This is a genomic window from Gordonia gummivorans (assembly GCF_022513585.1).
In the GTDB taxonomy this organism is placed as follows: Bacteria; Actinomycetota; Actinomycetes; order Mycobacteriales; family Mycobacteriaceae; genus Gordonia.
The window spans coordinates 87,589-111,441 of record NZ_JAKWBF010000018.1 but is presented as its reverse complement, the minus strand read 5'-3'; the positions used below and the strand labels follow the sequence as shown (position 1 = coordinate 111,441).

Genomic DNA, 23,853 nt, shown 5'->3' with positions numbered 1-23,853 from the left:
TCGGAGTCGGCTGGGCTGGTGCGGGTTGGGGGTTGATGGGTTTGATGACCGCGTCGGGGCGTTGTGCGAGTTCACGGGCATGCTCGGCCGAGATCACCCCGAACCCATTCATATGCGCGGGAGTGGTGTTCGACTCGTCGGTGAGGGTGGTTTCCTCGCACACCACATGCAACACGATCCGCGCCTGGGCCGGCGGCAGCGTTCCGGGTTCGGGAATCTCGGCATCACACTCGGCACGCCCACACTGGCATTCAAACCGGGTGCCCGACAGTAGAGCGAACGCCGCATCAGAGTTACGGGCCCGCTTCCCCCGGCCGTCCTTGGAGCACACGGTGCCCGCCAACGCCTGGACCGCGGCGACCGCGATGCGCGCGTTCTCCGCGGTCATCGACGCCGCCAGAGTGGCCATCCCATCGCCGAGATCCTCGACCCACACCGCCCGCTGGCCCTTCGCGTGCTTGCGGCGCTCGCGGACCGCTTCGGGGTCGTGGCGGAACACGATCCGGTCGGCCAGATCCCGGATCGCTTGGGGTGACCACCGGCCGCGGCGTTTACGGAGTTCCTTGGTGATCGCGGCATCCACCTCGCCGATGTGGTCACCGCCGACCAGGTCGGTGCGGCCGATGATCGCGACGGTCTGTGCCTTGGTGAGCACACCGTCGCACAAACAGGCCGACACCAGCGGCAGCCGATCCCGCAAAGCGATCGCCTCTCCCAACAAACACTCGGCCGTCAACTGAGAGATCGCCAACGACGCCGCGATCCGCATCGCGCACTGCGCACGTTGATCGATCCAGTCGGTGTCGTCATCCATCGTCGGCTCCACCAGCCGGGTATGTAGTTCGGCCGCAATCTGATACGAGAGCCAGGAGAAGTAGGATTTCCCTCTTTCGATGTGACCGAACGAGGCGACCATGTCGTTGATCGACACGGCCTTGTCGTCGTCGATCACCGCGAGATCCGGAACCCCCAACACCGCGGCATCGACCTGCGGCCAGTACACCGCGTCGTCTGCGTACTCCTCAATCGACATCCCCTGTCACCCCCTTTCCGATTGACCGGATTCAGACTAGAACGGGCCACCGACAATTCTCGTCGCCCAGAATCTGGTTGTGGACTAAGCACGCGAAATCGTTGACTGTGCAGCATTTTCCGACTGAACTCCGCGCATCGTGACCCTCCCCGATCGACTGCATCCAGGGTAGAACACGCCACCGACAAGAATGTCGATCATCGAATGATGTTGGGAGAGCCACGCGTTGCGGGCTTTGGCGGGACTGCTCGCAGCCCTTCGAGGCTCCTCGACTTCGAGACGCTCCGTGCTCGTACCTCGCATGGGGCTCCTCAGCCCGGCGGCTAACGCTCGTCGCACCTCAGGGAGCGGCGGCAAGGCTGGCAATCGACACTCGCGCCGAAATCTGTACGCGCCAGCAGAGCGAAGTGGAATATGCAGTTACACAATCTGACTCGTACAGAGTCCCTACGCGCACGACTACTCGAGGGTGTAGTCGCGTCGGATGCCGGCGGTCGCATGTCCCCATTCGCTCGACCTGGCCCGGTCCTGGTGCGCTTGATATGCAGCTGCGTCGACGAAACGCTCGTCGACATCCCACGTGCGCGGGTCCTCGGCATTCTGTTGCACCGTGAATGACAGGCACCCGGGTTCGGCGCGGGTGAGTTCGATGTGTCGGGGGAGTAGGCGCACGACGATGGCCGCTTCGTCATCATCGGCACAGAGCAACCGGCCACGCAGTACGACGTTGGGCTCCACGTCGAATACGGTGCCTCTTGAGTCGGTGACCGTGCAAGTCGCAGGCACCTCTGCCGCGATGATTGGATCATCAGATGACCGCCGAAACCGAACCCGGCTTCCCGCAACGCCCGGGGCTTCGGCAGGTTCTGCTGGAGGTCTCCGGAGTCGGTGAACGTGCGGGCGGCGCGTTCCGGGCCGCGCTGGCGGTAGCGATCCCGGCCGCCGTGGGTCTGGCGAACGGGCACGGAGCGGCCGCGGCCTTGTCGGCGTTGGGTGCGTTCGCCGTCGTGTATGGCGAACGTCGACCGTATCGGACGCGATGGAAGGTCGTCGCAGGATACGGATTGGCGCTGATCTCGTGCGCCACCGTAGGCGCCGGAGTCGGGCACCTCGCGGGTGCGGCGTCGGTCGGCGCTTGGATCGCAGTCATCGCGATGATGACGGCAGTCGTGGTGCTCGCGGCAATCTGGGTGGACGCGTTGCGGGAGCGTGCTCCCGGCTCGTTTCTGCTACTGCTGTGCGCTGAACTCTCCGCGGTGTTGGTGCTCGACGGCACCGCGAGCTCGCCCGCTGTGGTGTTGTGGACCGCGATCGGCGCGGTGGTAGCACTCGGCGTTGCGATGACGCCGGCATTGCTCGACCGTCACGGTCCGGAGGCGCAAGCGGTGACCCGGGCGGGCGCGGCCGTCGATGCGCTCGCACGCCAGCCACACGATGACCTGCTGCGACGCAGAGCGATTCATGCACTTCACGAGGCGTGGGACTGTCTCGATGATGCCGGGCTCCGGGGCCAGGCGGTCGCGCCGACCGATGCGCTGAGCCGGATCCATCGTCGGCTGCTGGCAGTGATCGCCTTTGCCGAGGACCAGAAGGTCGAGACGAGTGTGTCTGAAGAAGAACTCGACCTGATGGTGCTTCCACGCGCCAGAGTCGGCGAACGATTGCGGTGGGGACTCCGCCGGCCGCGAATCCCCGTGCTCGCGTTGCGGCTCACCGTCGCGTGCGTGGTCGCCGGCGGCATCGCGATCGCCGTCGACCTCGGCCGGCCGGACTGGGCCGTCATCACCGCGGCCATGATCCTGCACCAGGGGCCTGATCGCGTCACGGGCAGCTGGCGTGCGTTGAATCGTTGTGTCGGCACCGTGATCGGAGTGGGTGTGCTCGCCGTGATCACCCCGGTGCTGGGGTCTGCGGTGCTGCTGATCCTGACGGTGGTTGTCCTGATGGCGGGTACCGAGATCTTCCTGGTGGTCAACTACGCGATTGCGATGGTGTTCATCACCCCGCTGGCCATGACGCTGGGCGCACTTGCGCCGCAGGAGCCGTTGTCGGAGGCCGTCATCGGGCGAATCGCGGAGACCGTCATCGGGGTCGGGGTGGCGGTCGTGACGCTGTGGTGTGTGCGCCCGCGCGGGTATCGCGCGGTGCTGCTGGATTCCGAGCGGCGTGTCGTCGACGCGATCGAGGCGGTCGAGGCTGACGGTCCGGCCGATGCCGGCCGACGTCGCCGACGACTGGAGTTCGAACTCGAGGCCGCGACCACGGCAGTGTCCCAGGCCGGATTCAGTGATCCGGCGTGGATGCTCACCCAGTGGCCGAGACACCACCGATTGCATCGACAGGGCTATGCGTTACTGACAAAGCAGGGGTGACCACGGGCGCAGGAGATCGCCACTTCTCCAGCAGCGATGCCGAGCTTCATTGCGGCAGAACCACAATCGGAACTCCAATGTCGGGGGAGCGGGATAGTCGCGCATCAGACGTGATGAGGTCGGCATCATAGAATCTGGCGGTGGCGACATAGAACGCATCGGATACTCGCACCGAAGTTCTCAGATCCCATGCTGCGCTTGATATTTGAACACTCTCGGCACGTCGGATCGGAGCTGTCCACACCGCTTTGACCGCGCGCTCGGCCTCCGCAGAGCTGATCTGCGATGTCCGCTGAAGTCGCCAGATCGCCGACAATGCTTCCATGTCGAGTATTGTCGGTGCCCAGAGTTCGTAGCCCGACATTGATCGCAGGGCGGCTGCCTGCCGTGCGGACGGCAGTACGGCGTCGACCAGCGCGCTCGCGTCGACCACTCGCCTCATTTCTCGCCGGCATCATATTCATCGCGTACTGCATCGAGGGCGCCCACGACGTCGATACTGCGTCCCGGCCCTTCGCTTCGGATAGTTGCGGCCCATTCGTTGAACAATGGACGACTCATGTCGTCGCGCAGGAGCTTGGTGACGTACTCAGACATGGACATATGCAGCTTGGCCGAGCGCTCGCTGAGTTGAGCGTGAAGGTCCTCCGGCAGGTTGCGGATCTGAAGAGTGCTCACTTCATGAAACTAGCATGAATAGCGCATGCATGTGTGATACACGCCGTGCGGTGACCCGGTCGTTGTCGTGCAGCGCGAACGTGCGGGGTCATCACCTCGCCCCGACCTCCGGCAGCGGCGGCAGCTGCGGTGCGGGAACGACGCCGAGTTGGATCAACACCCCGAGCTCGTCGCGTACACCCCAATGCTCGGCCAGCCGCGTGCCTTCGGTGCGGTAGATGTGCAGGGTGTCCATCTCGTACGGCTTCCCGGCGCCGGCCTCGCCGTGTACGGCTGAAACGCCGCGACCGTAGGCCTTGGCGCGGACGATGATTCGGTCCGAGGTGCTGACGATGTCGGCGATCTCGTAGCGCACATCCAGCACGCCGGTCACGAACCCAAGGATCTGGGTGTACCCGGCCGGACCGGGTGGCAGCGGTACGGGTGACCCATGGTCGACGAAGTCGTCGGTGACCACCTCGGGGATAGCGTCCAATTGGCCGGTGTTGATCGCGTCGAAGATGCGATGCACCGAAGGCAGAGCGGGGTTCGAAGTGTCGTACATGAGGGTTTCCTTTGGGCTATGATTTTGGCTAGAAGACTATTCCAGTGGAATGATAATCCACCCAAAGGGGGCTTGGTGTCAACTCCTCGGTCATACGTGAGTCCGCAACGCGAGCAGGCGGCGCGCGAGACGAGAGCACGAGTGCTCGCCACAGCCAAGGACCAGTTACTCCGGCATGGCTATCACTCGATGACAGTGGCGTCCCTGGCCCGCGAAGCCGGAGTGAGTCCGCAGACGATCTACAACTCTGTCGGCGGGAAGGCTGCCGTGGTGAAAGCGGTGTACGACGTGCTGCTGGCCGGCGACGACGAACCGGAGCCCATCGCGATCCGGCCGATGATGACCAGGGTCTTCGAGCAACCCGATGCCGCATCGACACTGCGTGCCTACATCCACATGGGTTGCCTCATGTATCACCGCGTGGGCCCGCTGCTCGGTGTCCTTCTCGGTGAGGGGCCGGGTGCCGACCGGGCACTGACGGAGTTCGTCGACACGATCGAACGGGAACGCCGCACCGGCAACGCATCCGTGGTCAGGCACATCGCCGACCGCTTCGGTCTGCCCGACACCCTGACGCCCACCACTGCGACCGACATCCTCTGGACCGCAACATCAATCGAAGTCGCCGACCGCCTGGTACGCCGATGCGGTTGGAGCCTTGAGCAATGGGAGGCGTGGCTGGGAGACGTCGTCGTCGACACGCTCACGGTTGAAGAGGGTCAGTGAGAGTGCGCGTGCCAGCTCGCGGCCTGTTGAGAGGCGATGGCGACCAGGCGATCCAATCCGAAGTTGATGTCGAGCGCATGCAAGTCGAAAAGCGGTGCCTCGTTGATCTGTTGGGGCACAACCATGCGAATGTGATACTGCCGGTAGCCGTTCACTTCTTCGCAGCGGCCGACGCCGCGACCGCGTCCGATCGTCCAGGTCGATGACGACGTCGGCCATGCCTCGGGAAAAGTCGTATAGCCCAGCGCGATTGCGATGGCGCCCGGCGCATACGGCTTGCTGGGCACGGTGATGCCGACCGGCCTGCGGCTTCCACTCAGCACGGCCGGATCGGTGCAGGCCACCTGATAGTTCGGCCCCATCGGCAATCCGAAACGCAGCGAGACGATATCGAGCGAGCTATTGCCGAGCAAGGACAGTGGCGGATAGACGATATTCGTGGAATACGCGGTGACACATCCGTATTGACCGTGCCGGGTGCAGATGGGGATGTTGTTGAAGTCGCCACCGACCGTCCTCCCGGGCGCGGTCTTCACGTTTCCGCCCAACAGGATGGCGCCGGCGAGGCGTGCACGCACCACAGGATTGGGATCGACTTGTTCGCGAATCAGTTTGCGAAGCAGGAACGTGCCCTGGGAATGGCCGATGAAGACCACGCCGCGACCCATGTTCGCGTGGGTGAGGTAGTTGTTCCACGCGGCGAGTACGTCGCGGTAGGCGATTGCCACTGGTTCGGTGGTAGCGCCGAGATTCACTGCCACGAGGCCCGGCAGCGAGATCTGCCGGTAGACCGGAGCAAAGATCCGACACATGCTGTTGAACCGGGCCGACTGGAGCTCCGCTCCAGACTTGATTTCCGGAGCGGCAACCAGTGGGGCGTTGAGGGACAACGTGTTGGTCGCCGTCCCATAGACGTAGAAACAATCCACCGACCGTTGGGCAGCGGTGACCGGTAGTGGGTTGGTTACGCGTCCGGTCAGCAGATCGGTGGTGTCCTGCGGCAGGTCGCACGGGTCGGCGGTCATCGCCGAACTGCACAGCCACAGCGTGGGGGGCGGCGCCGCGTCGGCCGGCGCGTGCACTCCGAAGGTGAGGGCAAGCGACGCGATGGCGAGGCCGACCACTATCCGCAATCGGAACGTCCCGCGCGAACTCAGGGCGTGGGCTCTTCGCGATTCAGGATGCAGCATGGCAACCTCCCCGAAGTCAGTCGTCGCTGATCCGGGCCCGCGATTCTCACCAGGGGTTCGTCGGCGGCGCGCAACAAATGACTCGCTGAGCATACACCGTATGAAGTGATCTAGATCACACTATTGTCGGACTTGAGCGGAATGTACTCAACTTTGATGGCGTTGCACCCTTCGGATGGCTCATACTTGAGCCTGTTGGACTAAAGAGAAAGGTGCACGCGAGTGGACAGCTTCACCCCCACCACCAAGACACAGCAAGCGTTGAGTGCTGCTGTGCAGGCGGCGGCAAGCGCAGGAAACCCCGACGTGCGACCGGCCCACATCCTGGTGGCGCTGCTCGATCAGTCCGACGGCATCGCGTCGCCGCTGCTCAAAGCGGTGGGCGTGGACCCGTCGAGCGTTCGTAGCCAAGCCCAGGCGATGGTCGATCGTGCTCCGACGGTGTCCAGCGCGAGCGCGCAGCCTCAACTCTCCCGCGAGTCGATCGCGGCGATCTCGGCAGCGCAGCAGCTTGCCGGGGAACTCGACGACGAGTACGTCTCGACCGAACACATCCTGGTCGGTCTGGCGACCGGCGACTCCGACGTCGCCAAACTGCTGCACAACGTCGGCGCGACGCCCCAGGCGCTTCGCGAGGCGTTTGTCGCCGTGCGCGGAACCGCGCGGGTCACTTCCGAGGACCCGGAGTCGACGTATCAGGCGCTGGAGAAGTACTCCACCGACCTGACCGCGGCTGCTCGCGAGGGCAAGCTCGACCCGGTCATCGGTCGCGACACCGAGATCCGACGCGTCGTGCAGGTGCTGAGTCGTCGTACCAAGAACAACCCGGTGCTCATCGGTGAGCCCGGCGTCGGCAAGACCGCGATCGTGGAGGGCCTGGCCCAGCGGATCGTCGAAGGCGATGTGCCGGAGTCGTTGCGCAACAAGACGGTCATCTCCCTGGATCTGGGTTCGATGGTCGCCGGTGCCAAGTACCGCGGCGAATTCGAGGAGCGGCTCAAGGCCGTGCTCGACGAGATCAAGGGGTCGGCCGGCCAGGTCATCACCTTCATCGACGAGCTGCACACCATCGTGGGTGCCGGTGCGACAGGCGATTCCGCGATGGATGCCGGCAACATGATCAAGCCGATGCTCGCCCGCGGTGAGCTGCGGCTGGTCGGTGCGACCACCCTCGAGGAGTACCGCAAGTACATCGAGAAGGACGCGGCACTCGAACGTCGTTTCCAGCAGGTGTACGTGGGCGAACCGTCGGTCGAGGACGCCATCGGCATCCTGCGCGGACTGAAGGAACGCTACGAGGTGCACCACGGTGTACGCATCACCGACTCCGCATTGGTTGCTGCCGCAACGCTTTCCGATCGCTACATCACCTCCCGCTTCCTGCCCGACAAGGCCATCGACCTCGTTGACGAGGCCGCGTCGCGGCTGCGGATGGAGATCGACTCGCGCCCCGTCGAGATCGACGAGGTCGAGCGAATCGTCCGCCGTCTGGAGGTCGAAGAGGTTGCGCTGCAGAAGGAAACGGATGCGGCCTCCAAGGAGCGGCTCGACAAGCTGCGTCAGGAACTGGCCGACCAGAAGGAGAAGCTCAACGAACTGAGCGCCCGCTGGCAGTCGGAGAAGACCGCCATCGACGCGGTCCGCGACACCAAGGAGGAGCTGGAACGGCTTCGTGGAGAGGCGGATCGGGCCGAACGTGGCGGCGATCTGGGACGTGCGGCCGAGTTGCGGTACGGAACGATCCCCGGCTTGGAGAAGGAACTCGAGGCCGCGATCGAGAAGACCGGCACCGACCCGAGCGAAGACGTGATGCTGCAGGAGGAGGTCGGACCCGACGACGTGGCTCAGGTCGTGTCGGCGTGGACCGGAATCCCCGCCGGCCGGATGCTCGAAGGCGAGACCGCCAAGCTGCTGCGCATGGAGGACGAACTGGGCCATCGCGTCATCGGACAGAAGGACGCCGTGGTCGCCGTGTCCGACGCCGTGCGTCGTGCGCGGGCCGGTGTCGCCGACCCGAACCGGCCGCTGGGATCGTTCATGTTCCTCGGCCCGACCGGTGTCGGCAAGACCGAGCTGGCCAAGGCGCTGGCGGAGTTCCTGTTCGACGACGAACGCGCCATGGTTCGCATCGACATGAGCGAGTACGGCGAGAAGCACAGTGTGGCAAGGCTTGTCGGTGCCCCTCCCGGCTACGTCGGCTACGAGGCCGGCGGTCAGCTGACCGAGGCGGTGCGGCGTCGCCCGTACACGGTGGTCCTGTTCGACGAGATCGAGAAGGCCCACCCGGACGTGTTCGACGTGCTGCTGCAGGTACTCGACGAGGGTCGGCTGACCGACGGTCAGGGCCGCACCGTGGACTTCCGCAACACCATCCTCATCCTGACGTCCAACCTGGGCGCCGGCGGTGACAAGGACCAGGTGATGGCGGCGGTGCGCGCGCGGTTCAAGCCGGAGTTCATCAACCGCCTCGACGACGTCATCGTCTTCGACGCGCTGAGCCCCGAGGAACTGGTCTCCATCGTCGACATTCAGCTGCGGCAGTTGGCCAAGCGCCTCGCCCAGCGTCGACTGGAACTGGAAGTGACGCCCAAGGCCAAGGAATGGCTGGCCGAGCGCGGATTCGATCCGCTCTACGGTGCACGCCCACTACGGCGGCTGGTGCAGCAGGCCATCGGCGACAGCCTCGCCAAGGCGTTGCTGGCCGGTGACATCCGCGACGGCGACGTGGTGCCGGTGAACGTCGGTGCCGACGGAGAGTCGTTGGTGCTCGGCTGATCTGAGAGTGACTGAAAACGGGCCCCTGACGGGTGCCTTCCGGGACAATCTCGGAGGAGTGCCGTCAGGGGCCCGTTTTAGTAGTGCCCTCCGTTGCCTGGTTCGCTTTTCCGCACACCGCCGCTCGCGCAAACGAATGTCGTCTACGCGGCTGCGTCGACAACGCTGAGCCGCAGTCGCCGCATGCCGTCGCGGATGCGGGACTTCACGGTGGGCAGGGCGACCTGGAGGCGTTCGGCCACCTCGCGATACGTCAGGCCGTCGAAGTAGGCGAGTTCGATGGACTCGCGCTGCACGGGCGTGAGGTGTGCGAGTCCGGCTCGGATGAGCCGCACCGTCTCGCGTCGTTCGGTGATCTCGGCGACCTCGTCGAAGGCCGGTGTCACCGATTCCCGACCATGCGTCAGGGTGCGGCGTCGGCTGGCGGTCTCCGAACGGATGCGGTCGACGGATCGGCGGTGGGCCATCGTGAGCAGCCAGGCCATCACCGAGCCGCTCGTGTCGTACGACGCCGCGGTCCGCCACACCGTCAGATACACCTCCTGGGTGATCTCCTCGCTGAATCCCGCATCACGGATCACCCGTAGGGCCATGCCGTAGACGCGTGGTGAGGTGAGGTCGTACAACTGCGCGAATGCTTGACGATCGCCGTCGGCGACGCGTTTGACCAGCAACGACAACTCGCCGGGCGAGGGGTCGGGGTGCGTGCGCGGTGTCGTCATGAGATCGACGCTAGGAGCGGCGGGTGGCAAGCTCACGGGTGGACGTGGCACTGGGATGCATTCGCAACCGAGGGTCACGAAACGGTAACGGTGCGCCTTCTCGGTGCGCCGGGGTTGACCCTCACACCATGTGAGACAGGAGCGTGGTCGGTGTCATGTTCACCATTGGAGATTTCGCCACGATGGGCCGGGTGTCGATCCGGATGCTTCGACACTACGACCAGATCGGCCTGTTGCAACCGGCGCGGGTCGACGATCACACCGGGTACCGCTACTACGAGGCCGATCAGCTACGACGCCTCAACCGCGTGGTCGCCCTCAAAGATCTCGGGTTCACCCTCGCCGAGGTCGCCCGCATCATCGACGCCGACGTCGACCCCGCCGAACTGCGGGGAATGCTACGTCTGCGTCGTGCGCAGGTGGCCGAACAGATTGCGGCAGACCGGGATCGGCTCACCCGGATCGAGGCGAGACTCCGCATCATCGAAAGGGAAGGCACCATGAGTACCAGCTCGGTTGTCATGAAAAGTGTTGCTCCGGTTCGGGTTCTCACATTGACGGACGTGTCGGCGAGTTCGGATCCGGAAGACGTGGGCCCGGTGATCCGGGGACTGTTCGGGCGGATGTTCGAGATTCTCGGGCCTGCCGGTATCGCGCCGGCGGGTGAGGCGATCGCCACCTACGTCCCCGACGGTGAAGGACTGACGGTGACCGCGGCATGCCCGGTGGCTGACGGCGTCAGTGTCGACGGGCTCGAGTCGGTGACATTGCCGGGCGTCGAGCGGGCCGCGTGCCACCTGCACGTGGGCAGGATGGTCGACATCGGCGAGGGCTATCAGACGCTCGCCACCTGGATCGAGGACAACGGCTACCGCACCGACGGCACTGCGCGCGAGGTCTACCTCGCGACTCACCCCGAACCCGAGGAGAACTGGCGGACCGAGCTACAGATGCCGATCGTCGGGTGACCCGCGGCCTACCTCACCGGCATGAGGGCGAGCCCGGAAATGCGGGTACGCCGAGTCGGCACCCGGCGGCGGTCACCGAACGAAGCCGAACCATCGGATTGCGGTGCTCGAGTGCCGGGACGAGTCCGTTCGTGACGACCCGGGTTTTGGCGGCGGACGTGGTCGCGGTGGGATTCAGCGTGCCGCGCAACCGCGCGAAGTAGACCAGCTCGTCGTACACCTTTGACAACGCCGCCTCGGTCGTTCGGTCCTCGGGCTCGAGACCGTGGAAGTCGACGCCGGTCTCGAACTCGTGCCGAATCGCATGTGGCCCTTGATCGCACGACGGTTTGTTCAGATCGATCCGGAACGCCCGATGGCGCGGGGTAGGCGGTGCGATGGTGCCGGCATCGGTGCACGCATGGTGTGAGATGCGGTCTCCCAGGGCGTGGATGTAGATCCCGATTCGCGCGTTCGCCGACTGCCCGCCCACCCACTGATCGAACTTCGACGACAGGACTCCGTCGGTGATGACCTGTTGCCCAGTCGAATTGGTGAAGGGGAAGTTAGCCGGCGACACGATGCTGTACGTGCCGTTGATCGGGACGGGGTTCGCGCCGCCATAGCAACCCTCGCCCGTCGCGTAGTCGCCTCCCGGTGAGCGGTTGGTGAATCCTCCGGTGCACAGGGGCGCAGAGGATCCCGGGCCCGCTGTCGCCCAGCGTCGCAGATGGGTCAGCATGATCTCGTGCCGTGTGTCGTTGACGTCGGGGCGCAACCCATTCGGCATCGGCGCGCGTGGGCCTCGGAGCGTCGGCAGGAAATGGAACAGGAAGCCCCCGGTGGCGAAATGCGTACGTACCAGGCCGCTGATGTCCTTGGTCGTCAGCCGCCGCGAATTCGGAACCAGGTTGCCGCGCATGTCGCGCGGGGCGAAGGTGCCGAGGTCGGTCGCCTCGCTGTACGCGGCGATCCAATAGGCGTCCGCGACGGAGAAGCCGACGGACCTCGCGATGATGTAGCTGGAGTCCGTGTGAATCAGGCTGCGACCGCCGAGCGGCTGACGAAGTGTGTAGGCGTATCGCAAGAAGGCGCGCAGGCCGCAGATCGGGGCGTCCGCATTCTCGAGGGAACAGGTGATGGGAAGCGGGCCGCAACTGTGCGGCGGGGCGCCGGGGGTGTAACAGATGTCCTCGGCGAACGCAGCGGCACGCGGTTGCGGCGTGGCCACCGACAGCGTGGCGACGAGGCCGAAGGCGAGCAAGATTGCTCCAACGAGGCGGATCGGTCTGCGCATGACGTTCCCTTCGAGGTGCCCCCGATGAGGAGATAGTAAATTTTCGCCCGGTGGGCGTGGGGTCGATTCGGTGAGGGAGCGCAATCAGGTGTCGGTGGCCGTCGGTACTCTCCGTTCAAGTGATTCGAGAGGAGATCGCCCATGTCGGATGTGGTCATCGGGGAGGACGGTCGGGCGCGGTGCGGGTGGGCGGCCAAGGAGCCGGAGACCACGTATCACGACACCGAATGGGGATTTCCGACCGTCGGCGACGTCGCGCTGTTCGAGCGAGTATGCCTCGAAGGATTTCAGTCCGGCCTGAGCTGGCGGACCATCCTCACCAAGCGGGAGAATTTTCGGGCCGCGTTCAGCGGGTTCGACTTCGAGAAGGTCGCCCGGTTCGGTGAGGCCGACGTGGAGCGGTTGCTGGGCGACGCGGGGATCGTCCGGCACCGCGGCAAGATCGAGGCCTCGATCAACAACGCCCGGCATGCCTGCGATCTCGTCGACGCCGAGGGGTCGCTGGAGGAGTACTTCTGGCGGTTTGCGCCCGGTCCCGACCACAAGCCGGGATCGATGACGACCTCACCGGAATCGGTTTCCCTGTCCAAGGATCTGAAGAAGCGGGGCTGGCGATTCGTCGGGCCGACAACGATGTTCGCACTCATGCAGGCCACCGGCATGGTCAACGACCACGCCTACGACTGCGTCATCCGCGACGACGTGGCGACAGCGATCGCCGCGAGGCCTTGACCTCAAGTTAACTTGAACTCTTAGCGTCGGGGTATGACACGAGACCGACCATCACTCAACCTCTACGAACCCGGTGCATTCGCTGCCGTCGACGCACTTATGGCGACGTTGCAGGCCGGCATGGACAACTCTGATGCCGACACCTACGACGCGATGTTCGCCGACGACATCGTGTGGGGTTCCCCCAAAGGCGCCGTCCTGCGCGGCCACGCCCCGCTCAACGAGATCCATCACCAGCTGTTCGCCAAGCAGGTGGCACCGCCGTCGGACTTCTCGGTGACGGAGGTGATCAACCCGGCGCCGGGGGTCGCGGTCGCGCACATCGGGAGGCATGCGCGAGGTGGCGGATTCTCCGAGATGGCGATGTATGTGCTCGTCGAACGGGACGGCTCCTGGTGGGTCGCCGCCGGACAGAACACACCCATTGCCGCGGAACTGCCGACTGGAGTGCGCGCATGAGGCACAAAGAATTGCTCGATCCCGATGTGCTGAGTTACCTCGAGACGCAACGGCTGGGCAGGCTCGCCACCGTCGACAAGGAAGGCGCGCCGCAGAACAATCCCGTCGGTTTCGCCGTCAATCGCGAACTCGGGACCGTCGACATCGTCGGCTACAACCTCGCGTCGTCCCGCAAGTTTCGCAACCTCAAGGGGAATGACAAGGTTGCGTTCGTCGTCGACGACATCGCGTCGCTCAAGCCGTGGCGAGTCAGGATGGTCGAGATTCGGGGTCACGCCGAGGCGATCGTCGGCGGTACAGAGTCGCGCGGCGGCGTCGATGACGCACTCATCCGGATATATCCGCGCCAGGTCATTGTGTTCGGGCTCGAAGAGCAGGACCAGTAGGTCGGTACCATGGCGGCATGACCTCTGACTTCGGTGCCGCCGCAACCGCGAAGTACGTGCAGCTGACCACTTTTCGCAAGGACGGCACACCGGTGTCGACGCCGGTGTGGGCCACGATCGACGGCGACCGCCTCCTCGTGTGGACCGTCGCGGACTCGTGGAAGGTCAAACGTCTGCGGCGAGATCCGCGCATCATCGTGCAGGCCTGCGATGCGCGCGGCACGAAGGTCACCGGCGAACCGGTCGAGGGCACAGGCGAAGTCCTCGATGACGCCGGCACCGCGCGGACACGGGAACTGATCTCCAAGAAGTACGGCATCCTCGGCTGGATCACCATCAAGGCGAGCACTCTTCGACGCGGCAGTGGCGGGACGGTCGGGCTCGCGTTGAGTGCGGGTGCTTCCTGACTTCCGCCTCGCTCCATGGCCTTCCACCGCTTCTGAGCCTCCAACCGCTCCCTGAGGTGCGAGCGGAGCGAGCCTCGAAGGGCTGGTGAGACGACGATGTCATCTCACCAGGGGCTTCGAGGCTCGTCGACTTCGAGACGCTCCATGCTCGTACCTCGCACGGGACACCTCAGCCCGGCGGCTTGCGCTCCTCGCACCTCAGCCGGCGGGAGGGTCCCGACGGTCAGGCGAGGTCGTCGTAGCAGCGCGCCCAGATCGCTTCGTGCCGTACGGCATCGATCCGGCCCTCGCGCAGATCGCGGTCGGCCACCCGTAACGAATCGACGATCCGCAGCAACTGGTCGGCTCGGCGTCGTGTCGTGGGATCTTCGTCGTCGTCGATCCAGAGGACCATGGAGCGCACTGATTTCCGCACCGGCCAGGCCTGGTGGCCGACCACCCAGACGACGGACAGCATGACGGCGGCTGCCGCGAGAATCGAGAACGGCGGATCGACAGGGCTCACGGCGCTGATCGCCGGCCAGAGCGCCAGCCAGCCGATGACACCCCAGATCGGCGCCGAGTACCAGAGGCGAAGCATCGTGCGCTCGTGGTCGGTCACGCCCGGCGGATACACGCAGACACGCAACTGGACGAGATGACGGGCGAACCCGACCCGGAAGACGCCCCACGAGTCCGCGCCCCGCAAGAAGCGGCCGCGGATCGGGGGCGGGCCGGTCACGGTCGCGACCGTCAGTGGTTGTTGGCCGGTGACCTTGTTCATGCTTTCCGTCGTACTCTCCGGCGGAAACGCCGACGCGAATCTGAACGCGATCTACACGGGCCGCCAGGGCTTGTTGACGCGATCTTGACGCCGGTCGCAACGTCCGCAAAGCGCGCGTCAAATTGCCGGCGCGACGCGTATGGATTCCGTTAACGAACTCTTTCAGACGTCTTTCGCGAGTGATCCTGTCAGTCGCGGCTTCGCAGGTTTCTGCGTGGCCGGGTACATAGTTCGGAAATGGAGTTCGAGTGGCTGACCTGCTCTTTCTGCTGGCCGCGATCGTCTCGATCGCGCTGTGCCTGCTGACCGTGCGCGCAATCGATGCGAGGACCGGGCGATGACCGCCGACGGTGTGACCACCATCGTTCTGTTGGTGCTCGCCGCAGCAGTCGTCGTCTATCTCGTGGCCGCGCTCATCGCACCCGAGAGGTTCTGACATGTCTGCGACGGTGGCCGGCTTGTTGCAACTGGCATTGCTGCTTTTCATTCTCGCCGCTGCCTACGTGCCACTCGGTGACTACATGGCCCGGGCGTACGACTCGGCACGCGACCTGCGCTTCGAGAAACTGTTCTACCGCGTCGGACGCATCGATCCGCGTCGTGAGCAGACCTGGGTCGGCTATGCGCTTGCGGTACTGGCCTTCTCGTTGATCTCGTTCCTGTTCCTGTACGCGATCCAGCGCCTCCAGGGTGTGTTGCCGTGGTCGGACGGAAAGCCGGGTGTGACGCCGTCGATGGCGTTCAACACCGCGGTTTCCTTTGTCACCAACACCAACTGGCAGTCGTACTCGCCCGAAGTGGTGATGACCAACTTCACGCAGATGATCGGGCTCGCGGTGCAGAACTTCGTTTCCGCTGCAGTCGGTATGGCGGTCGCGGTCGCCGTGATCCGCGGCATCCGTAACCGGCGGGGCAGCGGCGAGATCGGCAACTTCTGGGTCGACCTGGTCCGCGGATGCGTGCGAATCCTGTTGCCGCTCAGCTTCATCGTCGCGCTCATCCTACTCACCCAGGGCGCCATCGAGTCGTTCAAGACCGGATTCGACTTCACGACGCTCGACGGCAGGCAAGCGCACAGTGTGCTCGGGCCGTTCGCGTCGCAAGAGGCGATCAAAGAGCTCGGGACCAACGGTGGCGGCACCCTCTCGGTGAACTCCGCACATCCGTTCTCCAACCCGACGCCGCTGTCGAACATCGTCGAAATCCTTGCGCTCCTCATCATCCCGGTGTGCCTCACCCGCACGTACGGAACGATGGTCGGCGATCGGCGTCAGGGGCTGACCCTGCTCGGGGTCATGGCCGCCATCTGGGGTGTGATGCTGACAGTCGTGTGGGTCTTCGAATCCCGCACCGACGGCATCGCCGCGCAGGCCGCGGGCGCCATGATGGAGGGCAAGGAACAGCGTTTCGGCATCCCCGGTTCGGTGCTGTTTGCGGTATCCACCACCGGGACATCCACGGGTGCAGTGAATTCTGCGCACGACAGCTTCTCGGCCGCCGGTGGTGGTGCGCTGATTTGGAACATGCTCCTCGGCGAGGTGGCACCCGGCGGTGTGGGAGCAGGCCTCTACGGCATCCTCATCATGGCCGTGATCACCGTCTTCGTCGGCGGGCTGCTCGTCGGTCGGTCGCCGGAGTTCCTCGGAAAGAAGATCGGCCAGCACGAGATCACCATGGCGGCGCTCTACGTCCTCGTCATGCCCGCGCTGGTGCTGGCCGGCACATCGATCTCGGTGATCCTCGGAACGACAACCGGATTCCAGGGCAACAGCGGAGATCCGGGCACACCTGGCTCGATCCACGGCTTCAGCGAAGTGCTCTACGCCTACGCGTCGGCCGCGAACAACAACGGCAGCGCTTTCGGCGGCCTCACCGTGACCAGCGACTGGTTCCAGACCTCACTCGGCGTTGCGATGCTGCTCGGGCGATTCCTGCCGATCGTGTTCGTGCTCGCGCTCGCCGGCCTGCTGGCCAAACAGCGTCCACGCAATCGCGAAACCGCCGTGGGCAGTTCGGTGTCCACGCCGGCGGCGGCACCAGGTGGTGCGCCCACAATGGTTGCGACTGCGCCGAAAGCAGTGCGCGTCGAGGACGACGCATCGACTCTCCCGACCCATGGATTGCTGTTCGGCGCACTGCTGGCCGGAACCATCCTGTTGGTCGCCGGACTCACCTTCTTCCCGGCCATGGCGCTGGGACCGATCGCAGAGGCAGTGTTGTGAGTACTCCTGTCATAGAAGAGAAGACAACCGACGAAGCGGGCGTTGATACCTCGTCGAACGCGGGGGAGGAACTGGTCACCAGTGGCGCATTCAATGCACGCCAACTGATCTCGTCGCTCCCCCAAGCGGCGCGCAAACTGACGCCACGTGCCCAGGCCCGCAACCCGGTCATGTTCGTGGTGTACCTGGGCGCGATCGTCACCACCGTTCTCGCTGCGCTGCAACCGAGTTGGTTCTCGTGGGCGGTCGCTGCCTGGCTCTGGTTCACCGTCGTGTTCGCCAATCTGGCCGAGGCGGTTGCCGAAGGCCGCGGTCGCGCGCAGGCCGACAGCCTCCGTAAGGTCAAGCAGGACACCATGGCCCGACGCCTGTCGGAGGATGGGTCGACCACCGAGGTGCCCGGGACAGAGCTGCGCATCGGTGACCTGATCGTCGTCGAAGCGGGTGAGGTGATCGCGGGGGACGGTGACGTCGTCGACGGTATCGCCACGGTGGACGAGTCGGCCATCACCGGCGAGTCGGCCCCCGTCGTCCGCGAATCGGGTGGCGACCGCTCTGCGGTCACCGGTGGAACGGTGGTGCTCTCGGACCGGATCGTCGTGAAGATCATGACCGCGCCGGGGGCGAGCTTCGTCGACCGCATGATCGCCCTCGTCGAAGGCGCATCGCGCAAGAAGACACCCAACGAGATCGCACTGGACATCCTGCTGACGAGCCTGACGATCATCTTCCTGATGGCGGTGGTCGCGGTCGGGCCGATGCAGGAGTACGCGGGCCAGTCCGCCGATCCGATCAAGCTGATCGCGCTGCTGGTCTGCCTCATCCCGACGACGATCGGTGCGTTGCTGAGCTCCATCGGCATCGCCGGCATGGACAGGTTGGTGCAGCGCAACGTGCTCGCGATGTCGGGCCGTGCGGTCGAGGCCGCCGGTGACATCGACACGCTGCTGATGGACAAGACCGGCACCATCACGTTCGGCAACCGTCGGGCCACCGACATCGTGCCGGCACCCGGCGTCGAGAAATCCGAACTCGCCGACATCAGCTATCGCTGCAGCCTCGCCGACGACACTCCCGAAGGCCGGAGCATCGTCGACCTGTGTGTGCAGTCCTTCGGCGTCATCGAGATCGACCCCGACACCGCGGCGGCCGCTCGCCGTCGGCTGCATCCGGAGTACGAGATCGTGCCCTTCACCGCGGAAACCCGCATGAGCGGCATCGACGTCCACGAGTCGGGCGGGGTACGCGAGTTCCGCAAGGGTGCCGCAGATGCGCTGGGCCGCTGGGTCGAGGCCGGCGGCGGTCGCGTGGACCCGGCCGTGGCCCGCGAGGTGGCGGCCATCTCCGGCGAAGGCGGGACACCGCTCGTGGTGGGTGTTCGCGATGCCGACGCACCGGCCCGTGTGCTGGGTGTCATCCAGCTCTCGGACGTGGTGAAACCCGGTATGGCCCAACGCTTCGCACAGCTGCGCGCGATGGGAATCCGGACCGTGATGGTCACCGGCGACAACCCGCTGACCGCGCGCGCCATCGCCGACGAGGCCGGCGTCGACGATTACGTCGCCGAGGCGACTCCCGAGGACAAGCTGGCCTTGATTCGCAAGGAACAGTCGGGTGGGCGTCTGGTCGCGATGACCGGTGACGGCACCAACGACGCGCCCGCACTCGCGCAGGCCGACGTCGGGCTCGCGATGAACTCCGGTACGTCGGCGGCCAAGGAAGCCGGCAACATGGTGGACCTCGATTCGGACCCGACCAAGCTGATCGACGTGGTGGCCATCGGCAAGCAGTTGCTGATCACCCGCGGTGCGCTGACGACGTTCTCGCTGGCCAACGACCTGGCGAAGTACTTCGCCATCTTGCCGGCGCTGTTCACGGCGGTCTATCCGCAACTCGACGCGCTCAACATCATGCGGCTGCACTCGGCGGAATCCGCGATCACCTCGGCGGTGATCTTCAACGCGCTCATCATCGTCGCGCTGATCCCGCTGTCGTTGCGCGGCGTGCGGTACCGCCCGTCGTCGGCGTCGAAGCTGCTCGGTCGCAACCTGCTGGTCTATGGCATCGGAGGAGTGATCACCCCGTTCATCGGGATCTGGCTGATCGACCTCGTGGTGCGCTTTCTCCCGGGAATGGGGTAACGGTCATGAACACGCTCGTATCTGGCTTTGTGCGGCAATGCGTTGCAGCGGCAGGCATTCTGCTGGCGCTGACACTGCTGCTGGGCGTGGTGTACCCGGCAGCGGTCTGGGTGGTCTCGAGGGTCGGGAGCAACTCCGCCGACGGTTCGCAGGTAACCGATTCCGCCGGCTGCCCGGTGGGTTCCACGCTCATCGGCATCGATCCGAAGGTTCCTGCGGGAGCGCCTGATCCGAATCTCCATGCCCGGGTGCTCGGTTCCTCCGACGACCCGATGGCGGCCGGTGATCCGGCTGCGTCGGCGGCGAGCAACAAGGGACCGAACAACGAGGACCTCAAGGCATGGATCGAGGCGCGGCGCACAGAGATCGCCCAGCGTGAGGGCGTTGCGCCGGCGGCGGTTCCGGCGGATGCGGTCACCGGGTCGGGATCGGGCCTCGACCCGCACATCAGCCCCGAGTACGCACGTCTACAGGTACCGCGGATCGCTCGCGTGACCGGGAAGTCCCCGGCGCAGGTGCAGCAGATCGTCGACGACCACACCGAGGGCCGCACGATCGGTTTCCTCGGGCAGGCGCGCGTCAACGTTCTCGAAGTCAACCTCGCACTGGGCCACCGTGCACCGTGCTCGGCGTGACCGTTCGAGACATACACTGGTGATCATGGCCAACGCAGGTGATGCCAGGGGACGGTTAGAGGTCTTCTTGGGGTGTGCACCGGGCGTCGGCAAGACCTACGAGATGCTCGCCACCGCACGGCTCCTCGTCGACGAGGGTGCGGATGTGGTTGTGGCCGTGGTCGAATCGCACGGCCGCGTGGCCACCGCCGACCTTGTCGACGGATTCGAGGTGGTACCGAGGCGCTGCGTCTCCTACCGCGGCACGGTGCTCGAGGAGATGGATCTCGACGCCGTCCTGGCGCGCAAACCGCAGGTGGCGCTGGTCGACGAACTCGCTCATACCAATGCGCCCGGGTTGGCCAACGCCAAACGCTGGCAAGACATCGAGGCGCTGCGCGACGCCGGCATCGACGTGCTGTCGACGATCAACATCCAGCATCTGGAGAGCCTCAACGACGTGGTCGCGCAGATCACCGGCATCACCCAGCGGGAGACCGTGCCCGACGACGTGGTCCGGGCCGCCGACCAGATCGAACTGGTGGACATCGCCCCGCAGGCGCTGCGTCAGCGGCTCGCGGCGGGAAAGGTGTATCCGGGCGGGCGGATCGAAGGTGCGCTGTCGAACTATTTCCGGCAGGGCAACCTCACCGCGCTGCGAGAGTTGGCGTTGCTGTGGCTGGCCGATCAGGTCGACGACAACCTCGCCGATTACCGTGCGGCACATTCGATCACCGACACGTGGGAGGCGCGCGAGCGGGTCGTGGTGGCGATCACGGGCGGGCCGGAGTCGGCGACGCTTCTGCGTCGGGCCAGCCGCATCGCATCGCGGTCGAGTGCCGAGTTGGTGGTGGTGCACATCGTGCGCGGTGACGGTTTGGCCGCCAAGACCTCGGTCGACATCTCCGCACTGCGGGAACTGGCAGCCGGGTTCGGTGCCAAGATCCACACCGTCGTCGGCGACGACATCCCGGCGACGCTCCTGGATTTCGCGCGTGGAGTCAACGCGACCCAGTTGGTGCTGGGTACCTCGCGTCGGCCGCGGTGGCAGCGCATCCTCGACGAAGGAGTCGGCACGACGGTCGTCCGCGAGTCGGGGCGCATCGACGTGCACATGGTCACGCACGACGAAACACGTCGTCGTAACCGACTCGACATCCGGGACACGAGATTTCACCGTCCGCTGAGTTGGGCCGCCGCGGTGGCGGTGCCCATCGCGGTGACCGGTGTCCTCGCCATCCTGGACCGGTGGCTCGGCTTCGCCAGCGAGTCGGCGCTGTTCTTCGTCACCGTTCTCGCAGTGTCGATGTTGGGCGGCGTGGGTCCGGCCGCGTTGTCGGCGGTGGTGTCGGGTCTGCTGCTCAACTACTTCTTCACCGATCCTCGATTCACGTTCACCATCGACGAGCCCGACAACCTCATCACCATCCTGGTGATGCTGGTGATCGCCATTGCTGTTGCGGTACTCGTGGATTCGGCGACGGTTCGACGCGTCCAGGCGCAACAAGCAACGCGGGATGCCGAACTGCTGTCGCTGTTCTCCAGCGCCGTTCTCGGTGGCGCGGATGTGTCGGCGCTACTCGAACGCGTTCGGGAAACCTATGACCAGGAAGGTGTCTCGCTCGTCCGACGGGTAGACCGCGGTTCGCCGGAGATCGTCGAGAAGGTCGGGTCCAATCCGCCCGCCGCCGAAGGTGATGCCGTGACCGTGTGCCCGGTTCCGGATGGGCGCTTCGAATTGTGGCTCAACGGGCCGAAACTCGGCGGACGCGACCGACGGGTTCTCATCAGCGTCGCCACCCAGGCCGCGGGTGCAGTTCAGCGTCACCAACTCGAGGCCGAGGCGGCCGAGGCCACCGCGCTGGCGCAGACCGACGAACTGCGTCGGGCATTGCTCGCGGCCGTCAGCCACGACCTGCGTACTCCGCTGGCTGCGGCGAAGGCGTCGGTGTCGAGTCTGCGCAGCACCGACGTCACCTTCAGCGCCGAGGACACCGCGGAGTTGCTGGCCACCGTCGAAGAATCCGTCGACCAGTTGGCCTCGCTCGTCGGGAATCTGCTGGATTCGTCGCGGCTCGCGGCGGGTGCGGTGCGGCCCAAGATGCAGCAGACCTATCTCGCCGAGGTGGTGCATCGTGCAATGGCGGCGGTGTACCGGCGCGATCCGTCGGTTCCCGCGGTCTCGATGAATCTCGAACAGCCATGGGTGTATACCGACGCCGGACTGCTCGAGCGGGCCCTCGCGAATCTCATCGACAACGCGTTGCGGCACGGCGGTGACGACGTGACCGTCGACGCCCGAATCGGTCCCGGTGATGGGGAACCGCGGTGCGTGATCAGCGTGATCGATCACGGGCCCGGAATTCCGGTGGATCAGCGGGCGGAGATCTTCACGGCGTTCCACCAGTACGGCGATCGCAATGGTGCCAGTTCGGGGGTGGGGCTGGGGCTTTCGGTTGCTCGCGGATTCATCTCCGCGATGGGAGGAACACTCGAAGTGGTCGAAACCCCCGGTGGTGGTGTGACCATGGTCGCCACCTTGCCGATGACGGGGGTGGAAGCATGACTGCCCATGTCCGGGTGCTCGTCGTCGACGACGAACCCCAGTTGTTGCGGGCCCTGCGTATCAATTTGAACGCCCGTGGCTTTGCCGTGACGACAGCGGCCACCGGTGCCGAGGCGCTCTCGGCGGCAGCACGCACCAATCCGCAGGTCGTCGTCCTCGATCTGGGCCTGCCCGACATCGACGGCCTCACCGTGCTGGAGGGGCTGCGAGGCTGGACCAATGTACCGGTCATCGTGTTGTCCGCACGCAGCGATGCCGCCGACAAGGTGGCCGCCCTCGATGCCGGCGCCGACGACTACGTCACCAAACCCTTTGGCATGGAGGAGTTTCTGGCGCGGTTGCGGGCCGCCGTACGGCGGGGGTCGGTCCTCGCCGATACGCCGGAGGTGCCGGTTGTCGACGCTGGCGGGTTCGTGGTCGATCTGGGAGCGAAGTCCGTGACACGTGACGGTGCCGCCGTCCACCTGACGCCGACGGAATGGGGCATCCTCGAGATCCTGGTGCGCCACGAGGGGAAGCTGGTGGGGCAGAAGGAGATCCTGCAGTCTGTGTGGGGACCGTCGTACGGGACGCAGACCAACTACCTGCGCGTGTATCTGGCCAGCCTCCGTCGCAAGCTCGAGGACGATCCCGCACACCCCAAACATCTACTCACCGAGGCCGGGATGGGCTATCGGTTCGTCAGGTCCTGAGGTGCTTGCTGCGCGATGGTCGTCGCCCATCGCTCGACATCTGCCCAGTCGCGGTGGTCACCCGGCCGCGCACCCATCACCCACATGATCATCCGAATCTTGCGATCCGGCGGACGGCCGAACCTACCGGCGAACGGGTGGTAGTCGTGTGCGGCCAATCGATCCCGAATGGCGGCGACAGCAGGCGGAACCTTTGTCCGGAAGATCGCCCCGACCGGTCCTCGGAGAGTAGGTCCCATGCCGAGCGAGAACAGCCACACCGGTCGCTCGCGAAGCGCGGCCGCGTTGTCGTCGACGAAGCCGGTGAAGTCCGGCAACAACGCACCGTCGTGAATGGGGCTGCCTGCGACGACGATATCGAAATCCGCTGGGTCGGGTTGCTCGCCGACCGAGGCGACGGTCACGTGCATCGCCGCGCTACGCAGGTGCTCGCCCAGACGTTCGGCGACGTCCGCGGTCGACCCGTCTGCACTTGCGTAGGCGACGAGGGCGGTTGCGCTCATATCGCCATTGTCGCGCCACCGGTTTCAGATGAGTAGAGGCCTACGTCCCGGGCTCCCGTGACGCTGACGTGGTTGTCACTCCGA

The 23,853-nt window shown here is 65.4% G+C and carries 24 protein-coding genes; 14 read left to right on the top strand and 10 right to left on the bottom strand.

Features of this window, described 5'->3' with window-relative positions:
* Both MKW15_RS14650 and MKW15_RS14645 read right to left on the bottom strand, forming a co-directional pair.
* On the bottom strand, window positions 1–1,033 hold a 1,033-nt coding region (locus MKW15_RS14650), incomplete at its 3' end, for a DUF222 domain-containing protein (RefSeq protein ID WP_240859478.1).
* Window positions 1,034–1,492: 459 nt separating this feature from the next.
* The gene (locus MKW15_RS14645; protein WP_240859476.1) at window positions 1,493–1,771 is read right to left on the bottom strand and encodes a putative quinol monooxygenase; all 279 of its coding nucleotides are present in this window, start codon (window positions 1,769–1,771) and stop codon (window positions 1,493–1,495) included.
* A 74-nt stretch (window positions 1,772–1,845) separates the two neighbouring features.
* On the opposite strand from MKW15_RS14645, the gene MKW15_RS14640 reads away from it, so the two are divergent.
* Window positions 1,846–3,405 carry an FUSC family protein gene (locus tag MKW15_RS14640; RefSeq protein WP_240859474.1) on the top strand — a complete coding sequence of 520 codons (1,560 nt, stop codon included), beginning with the start codon at window positions 1,846–1,848 and terminating at the stop codon, window positions 3,403–3,405.
* Between the two features lie 46 nt (window positions 3,406–3,451).
* Here MKW15_RS14640 and MKW15_RS14635 read toward each other — a convergent pair whose 3' ends face one another.
* From MKW15_RS14635 to MKW15_RS14625, 3 genes are all read right to left on the bottom strand, one after another.
* On the bottom strand, window positions 3,452–3,838 hold the full coding sequence (locus MKW15_RS14635) for a type II toxin-antitoxin system VapC family toxin (protein WP_240859472.1): 387 nt from the start codon (window positions 3,836–3,838) through the stop codon (window positions 3,452–3,454).
* Window positions 3,839–3,843: 5 nt separating this feature from the next.
* Window positions 3,844–4,083: a FitA-like ribbon-helix-helix domain-containing protein gene (locus tag MKW15_RS14630; RefSeq protein WP_240859469.1), complete on the bottom strand. Its 240-nt coding sequence runs from the start codon at window positions 4,081–4,083 to the stop codon at window positions 3,844–3,846.
* Between the two features lie 91 nt (window positions 4,084–4,174).
* Complete coding sequence (locus MKW15_RS14625; protein WP_240859468.1) at window positions 4,175–4,627, bottom strand: ester cyclase; 453 nt, start codon at window positions 4,625–4,627, stop codon at window positions 4,175–4,177.
* Here MKW15_RS14625 and MKW15_RS14620 point away from each other — a divergent pair.
* Entirely contained in the window at window positions 4,514–5,353 is an 840-nt protein-coding gene (locus MKW15_RS14620; protein WP_308221054.1) for a TetR/AcrR family transcriptional regulator, read from the top strand. The two genes, MKW15_RS14625 and MKW15_RS14620, sit on opposite strands and share 114 nt — an antisense overlap.
* Here MKW15_RS14620 and MKW15_RS14615 read toward each other — a convergent pair.
* Window positions 5,347–6,543, bottom strand: coding sequence for a DUF3089 domain-containing protein (locus tag MKW15_RS14615; protein ID WP_240859462.1), 1,197 nt, complete (start codon window positions 6,541–6,543; stop codon window positions 5,347–5,349). The genes MKW15_RS14620 and MKW15_RS14615 overlap by 7 nt on opposite strands.
* A gap of 222 nt (window positions 6,544–6,765) precedes the next feature.
* Between MKW15_RS14615 and clpB the strand changes: the two genes are divergently transcribed.
* Window positions 6,766–9,318, top strand: coding sequence for an ATP-dependent chaperone ClpB (gene clpB, locus MKW15_RS14610; protein WP_240859460.1), 2,553 nt, complete (start codon window positions 6,766–6,768; stop codon window positions 9,316–9,318).
* 143 nt (window positions 9,319–9,461) lie between these two features.
* Here the strand turns inward: clpB and sigK are convergent, their stop codons facing one another.
* Window positions 9,462–10,040 (bottom strand): ECF RNA polymerase sigma factor SigK, encoded by a 579-nt coding sequence (sigK, locus tag MKW15_RS14605; protein WP_240859458.1) that lies wholly within the window; start codon window positions 10,038–10,040, stop codon window positions 9,462–9,464.
* Between the two features lie 155 nt (window positions 10,041–10,195).
* On the opposite strand from sigK, the gene MKW15_RS14600 reads away from it, so the two are divergent.
* Window positions 10,196–11,008, top strand: a complete 813-nt coding sequence (locus tag MKW15_RS14600; RefSeq protein WP_240859456.1) for a MerR family transcriptional regulator — start codon at window positions 10,196–10,198, stop codon at window positions 11,006–11,008.
* 13 nt (window positions 11,009–11,021) lie between these two features.
* Here the strand turns inward: MKW15_RS14600 and MKW15_RS14595 are convergent, their stop codons facing one another.
* Window positions 11,022–12,284, bottom strand: coding sequence for a hypothetical protein (locus tag MKW15_RS14595; RefSeq protein WP_240859454.1), 1,263 nt, complete (start codon window positions 12,282–12,284; stop codon window positions 11,022–11,024).
* A gap of 141 nt (window positions 12,285–12,425) precedes the next feature.
* Between MKW15_RS14595 and MKW15_RS14590 the strand changes: the two genes are divergently transcribed.
* Genes MKW15_RS14590 through MKW15_RS14575 form a run of 4 tightly spaced genes read left to right on the top strand, consistent with a single transcriptional unit; the run spans window position 12,426 to window position 14,268 of the window.
* Complete coding sequence (locus tag MKW15_RS14590; RefSeq protein ID WP_240859452.1) at window positions 12,426–13,016, top strand: DNA-3-methyladenine glycosylase I; 591 nt, start codon at window positions 12,426–12,428, stop codon at window positions 13,014–13,016.
* A 33-nt stretch (window positions 13,017–13,049) separates the two neighbouring features.
* Window positions 13,050–13,475 (top strand): YybH family protein, encoded by a 426-nt coding sequence (locus tag MKW15_RS14585; RefSeq protein WP_240859450.1) that lies wholly within the window; start codon window positions 13,050–13,052, stop codon window positions 13,473–13,475.
* Complete coding sequence (locus MKW15_RS14580; RefSeq protein ID WP_240859442.1) at window positions 13,472–13,861, top strand: PPOX class F420-dependent oxidoreductase; 390 nt, start codon at window positions 13,472–13,474, stop codon at window positions 13,859–13,861. Before MKW15_RS14585 ends, MKW15_RS14580 begins: the two co-directional genes overlap by 4 nt.
* 17 nt (window positions 13,862–13,878) lie before the next feature.
* Window positions 13,879–14,268 carry a PPOX class F420-dependent oxidoreductase gene (locus MKW15_RS14575; RefSeq protein ID WP_240859435.1) on the top strand — a complete coding sequence of 130 codons (390 nt, stop codon included), beginning with the start codon at window positions 13,879–13,881 and terminating at the stop codon, window positions 14,266–14,268.
* Between the two features lie 223 nt (window positions 14,269–14,491).
* Here the strand turns inward: MKW15_RS14575 and MKW15_RS14570 are convergent, their stop codons facing one another.
* On the bottom strand, window positions 14,492–15,031 hold the full coding sequence (locus tag MKW15_RS14570; protein ID WP_240859434.1) for a DUF6611 family protein: 540 nt from the start codon (window positions 15,029–15,031) through the stop codon (window positions 14,492–14,494).
* A 337-nt stretch (window positions 15,032–15,368) separates the two neighbouring features.
* Here MKW15_RS14570 and MKW15_RS14565 point away from each other — a divergent pair, with 337 nt between their 5' ends.
* From MKW15_RS14565 to MKW15_RS14540, 6 genes are read left to right on the top strand one after another with little or no spacing between them, the layout of a single operon-like run.
* Window positions 15,369–15,467, top strand: a complete 99-nt coding sequence (locus tag MKW15_RS14565) for a potassium-transporting ATPase subunit F (RefSeq protein WP_240859433.1) — start codon at window positions 15,369–15,371, stop codon at window positions 15,465–15,467.
* A 1-nt stretch (window position 15,468) separates the two neighbouring features.
* On the top strand, window positions 15,469–17,253 hold the full coding sequence (kdpA, locus tag MKW15_RS14560; protein ID WP_240859432.1) for a potassium-transporting ATPase subunit KdpA: 1,785 nt from the start codon (window positions 15,469–15,471) through the stop codon (window positions 17,251–17,253).
* 11 nt (window positions 17,254–17,264) lie between these two features.
* A complete protein-coding gene (gene kdpB / locus MKW15_RS14555) occupies window positions 17,265–19,394 on the top strand; it encodes a potassium-transporting ATPase subunit KdpB (protein ID WP_374247215.1) in 2,130 nt (709 codons plus the stop codon).
* 5 nt (window positions 19,395–19,399) lie between these two features.
* A complete protein-coding gene (locus tag MKW15_RS14550) occupies window positions 19,400–20,029 on the top strand; it encodes a potassium-transporting ATPase subunit C (protein ID WP_240859425.1) in 630 nt (209 codons plus the stop codon).
* Between the two features lie 25 nt (window positions 20,030–20,054).
* Entirely contained in the window at window positions 20,055–22,574 is a 2,520-nt protein-coding gene (locus MKW15_RS14545) for a sensor histidine kinase (RefSeq protein WP_240859422.1), read from the top strand.
* Window positions 22,571–23,266 carry a response regulator gene (locus MKW15_RS14540; RefSeq protein ID WP_240859421.1) on the top strand — a complete coding sequence of 232 codons (696 nt, stop codon included), beginning with the start codon at window positions 22,571–22,573 and terminating at the stop codon, window positions 23,264–23,266. The genes MKW15_RS14545 and MKW15_RS14540 overlap by 4 nt, the downstream gene beginning before the upstream one ends.
* Here the strand turns inward: MKW15_RS14540 and MKW15_RS14535 are convergent.
* The gene (locus tag MKW15_RS14535) at window positions 23,245–23,769 is read right to left on the bottom strand and encodes a flavodoxin domain-containing protein (RefSeq protein ID WP_240859419.1); all 525 of its coding nucleotides are present in this window, start codon (window positions 23,767–23,769) and stop codon (window positions 23,245–23,247) included. The two genes, MKW15_RS14540 and MKW15_RS14535, sit on opposite strands and share 22 nt — an antisense overlap.
* Between the last annotated feature and the right edge of the window lie 84 nt (window positions 23,770–23,853).

What these genes read in the sequence shown, in the direction of transcription:
- sigK (WP_240859458.1), bottom strand. Translation starts at nt 10,040, where the DNA reads ATGACGACACCGCGCACGCACCCCGACCCCTCGCCCGGCGAGTTGTCG.
- MKW15_RS14595 (WP_240859454.1), bottom strand. Translation starts at nt 12,284, where the DNA reads ATGCGCAGACCGATCCGCCTCGTTGGAGCAATCTTGCTCGCCTTCGGC.
- MKW15_RS14590 (WP_240859452.1), top strand. Translation starts at nt 12,426, where the DNA reads ATGTCGGATGTGGTCATCGGGGAGGACGGTCGGGCGCGGTGCGGGTGG.
- MKW15_RS14565 (WP_240859433.1), top strand. Translation starts at nt 15,369, where the DNA reads ATGACCGCCGACGGTGTGACCACCATCGTTCTGTTGGTGCTCGCCGCA.
- MKW15_RS14585 (WP_240859450.1), top strand. Translation starts at nt 13,050, where the DNA reads ATGACACGAGACCGACCATCACTCAACCTCTACGAACCCGGTGCATTC.
- MKW15_RS14570 (WP_240859434.1), bottom strand. Translation starts at nt 15,031, where the DNA reads ATGAACAAGGTCACCGGCCAACAACCACTGACGGTCGCGACCGTGACC.
- MKW15_RS14600 (WP_240859456.1), top strand. Translation starts at nt 10,196, where the DNA reads ATGTTCACCATTGGAGATTTCGCCACGATGGGCCGGGTGTCGATCCGG.
- MKW15_RS14540 (WP_240859421.1), top strand. Translation starts at nt 22,571, where the DNA reads ATGACTGCCCATGTCCGGGTGCTCGTCGTCGACGACGAACCCCAGTTG.
- MKW15_RS14620 (WP_308221054.1), top strand. Translation starts at nt 4,514, where the DNA reads ATGGTCGACGAAGTCGTCGGTGACCACCTCGGGGATAGCGTCCAATTG.
- MKW15_RS14545 (WP_240859422.1), top strand. Translation starts at nt 20,055, where the DNA reads ATGGCCAACGCAGGTGATGCCAGGGGACGGTTAGAGGTCTTCTTGGGG.
- MKW15_RS14575 (WP_240859435.1), top strand. Translation starts at nt 13,879, where the DNA reads ATGACCTCTGACTTCGGTGCCGCCGCAACCGCGAAGTACGTGCAGCTG.
- MKW15_RS14580 (WP_240859442.1), top strand. Translation starts at nt 13,472, where the DNA reads ATGAGGCACAAAGAATTGCTCGATCCCGATGTGCTGAGTTACCTCGAG.
- MKW15_RS14640 (WP_240859474.1), top strand. Translation starts at nt 1,846, where the DNA reads ATGACCGCCGAAACCGAACCCGGCTTCCCGCAACGCCCGGGGCTTCGG.
- MKW15_RS14550 (WP_240859425.1), top strand. Translation starts at nt 19,400, where the DNA reads ATGAACACGCTCGTATCTGGCTTTGTGCGGCAATGCGTTGCAGCGGCA.
- MKW15_RS14625 (WP_240859468.1), bottom strand. Translation starts at nt 4,627, where the DNA reads ATGTACGACACTTCGAACCCCGCTCTGCCTTCGGTGCATCGCATCTTC.
- kdpA (WP_240859432.1), top strand. Translation starts at nt 15,469, where the DNA reads ATGTCTGCGACGGTGGCCGGCTTGTTGCAACTGGCATTGCTGCTTTTC.
- MKW15_RS14615 (WP_240859462.1), bottom strand. Translation starts at nt 6,543, where the DNA reads ATGCTGCATCCTGAATCGCGAAGAGCCCACGCCCTGAGTTCGCGCGGG.
- MKW15_RS14535 (WP_240859419.1), bottom strand. Translation starts at nt 23,769, where the DNA reads ATGAGCGCAACCGCCCTCGTCGCCTACGCAAGTGCAGACGGGTCGACC.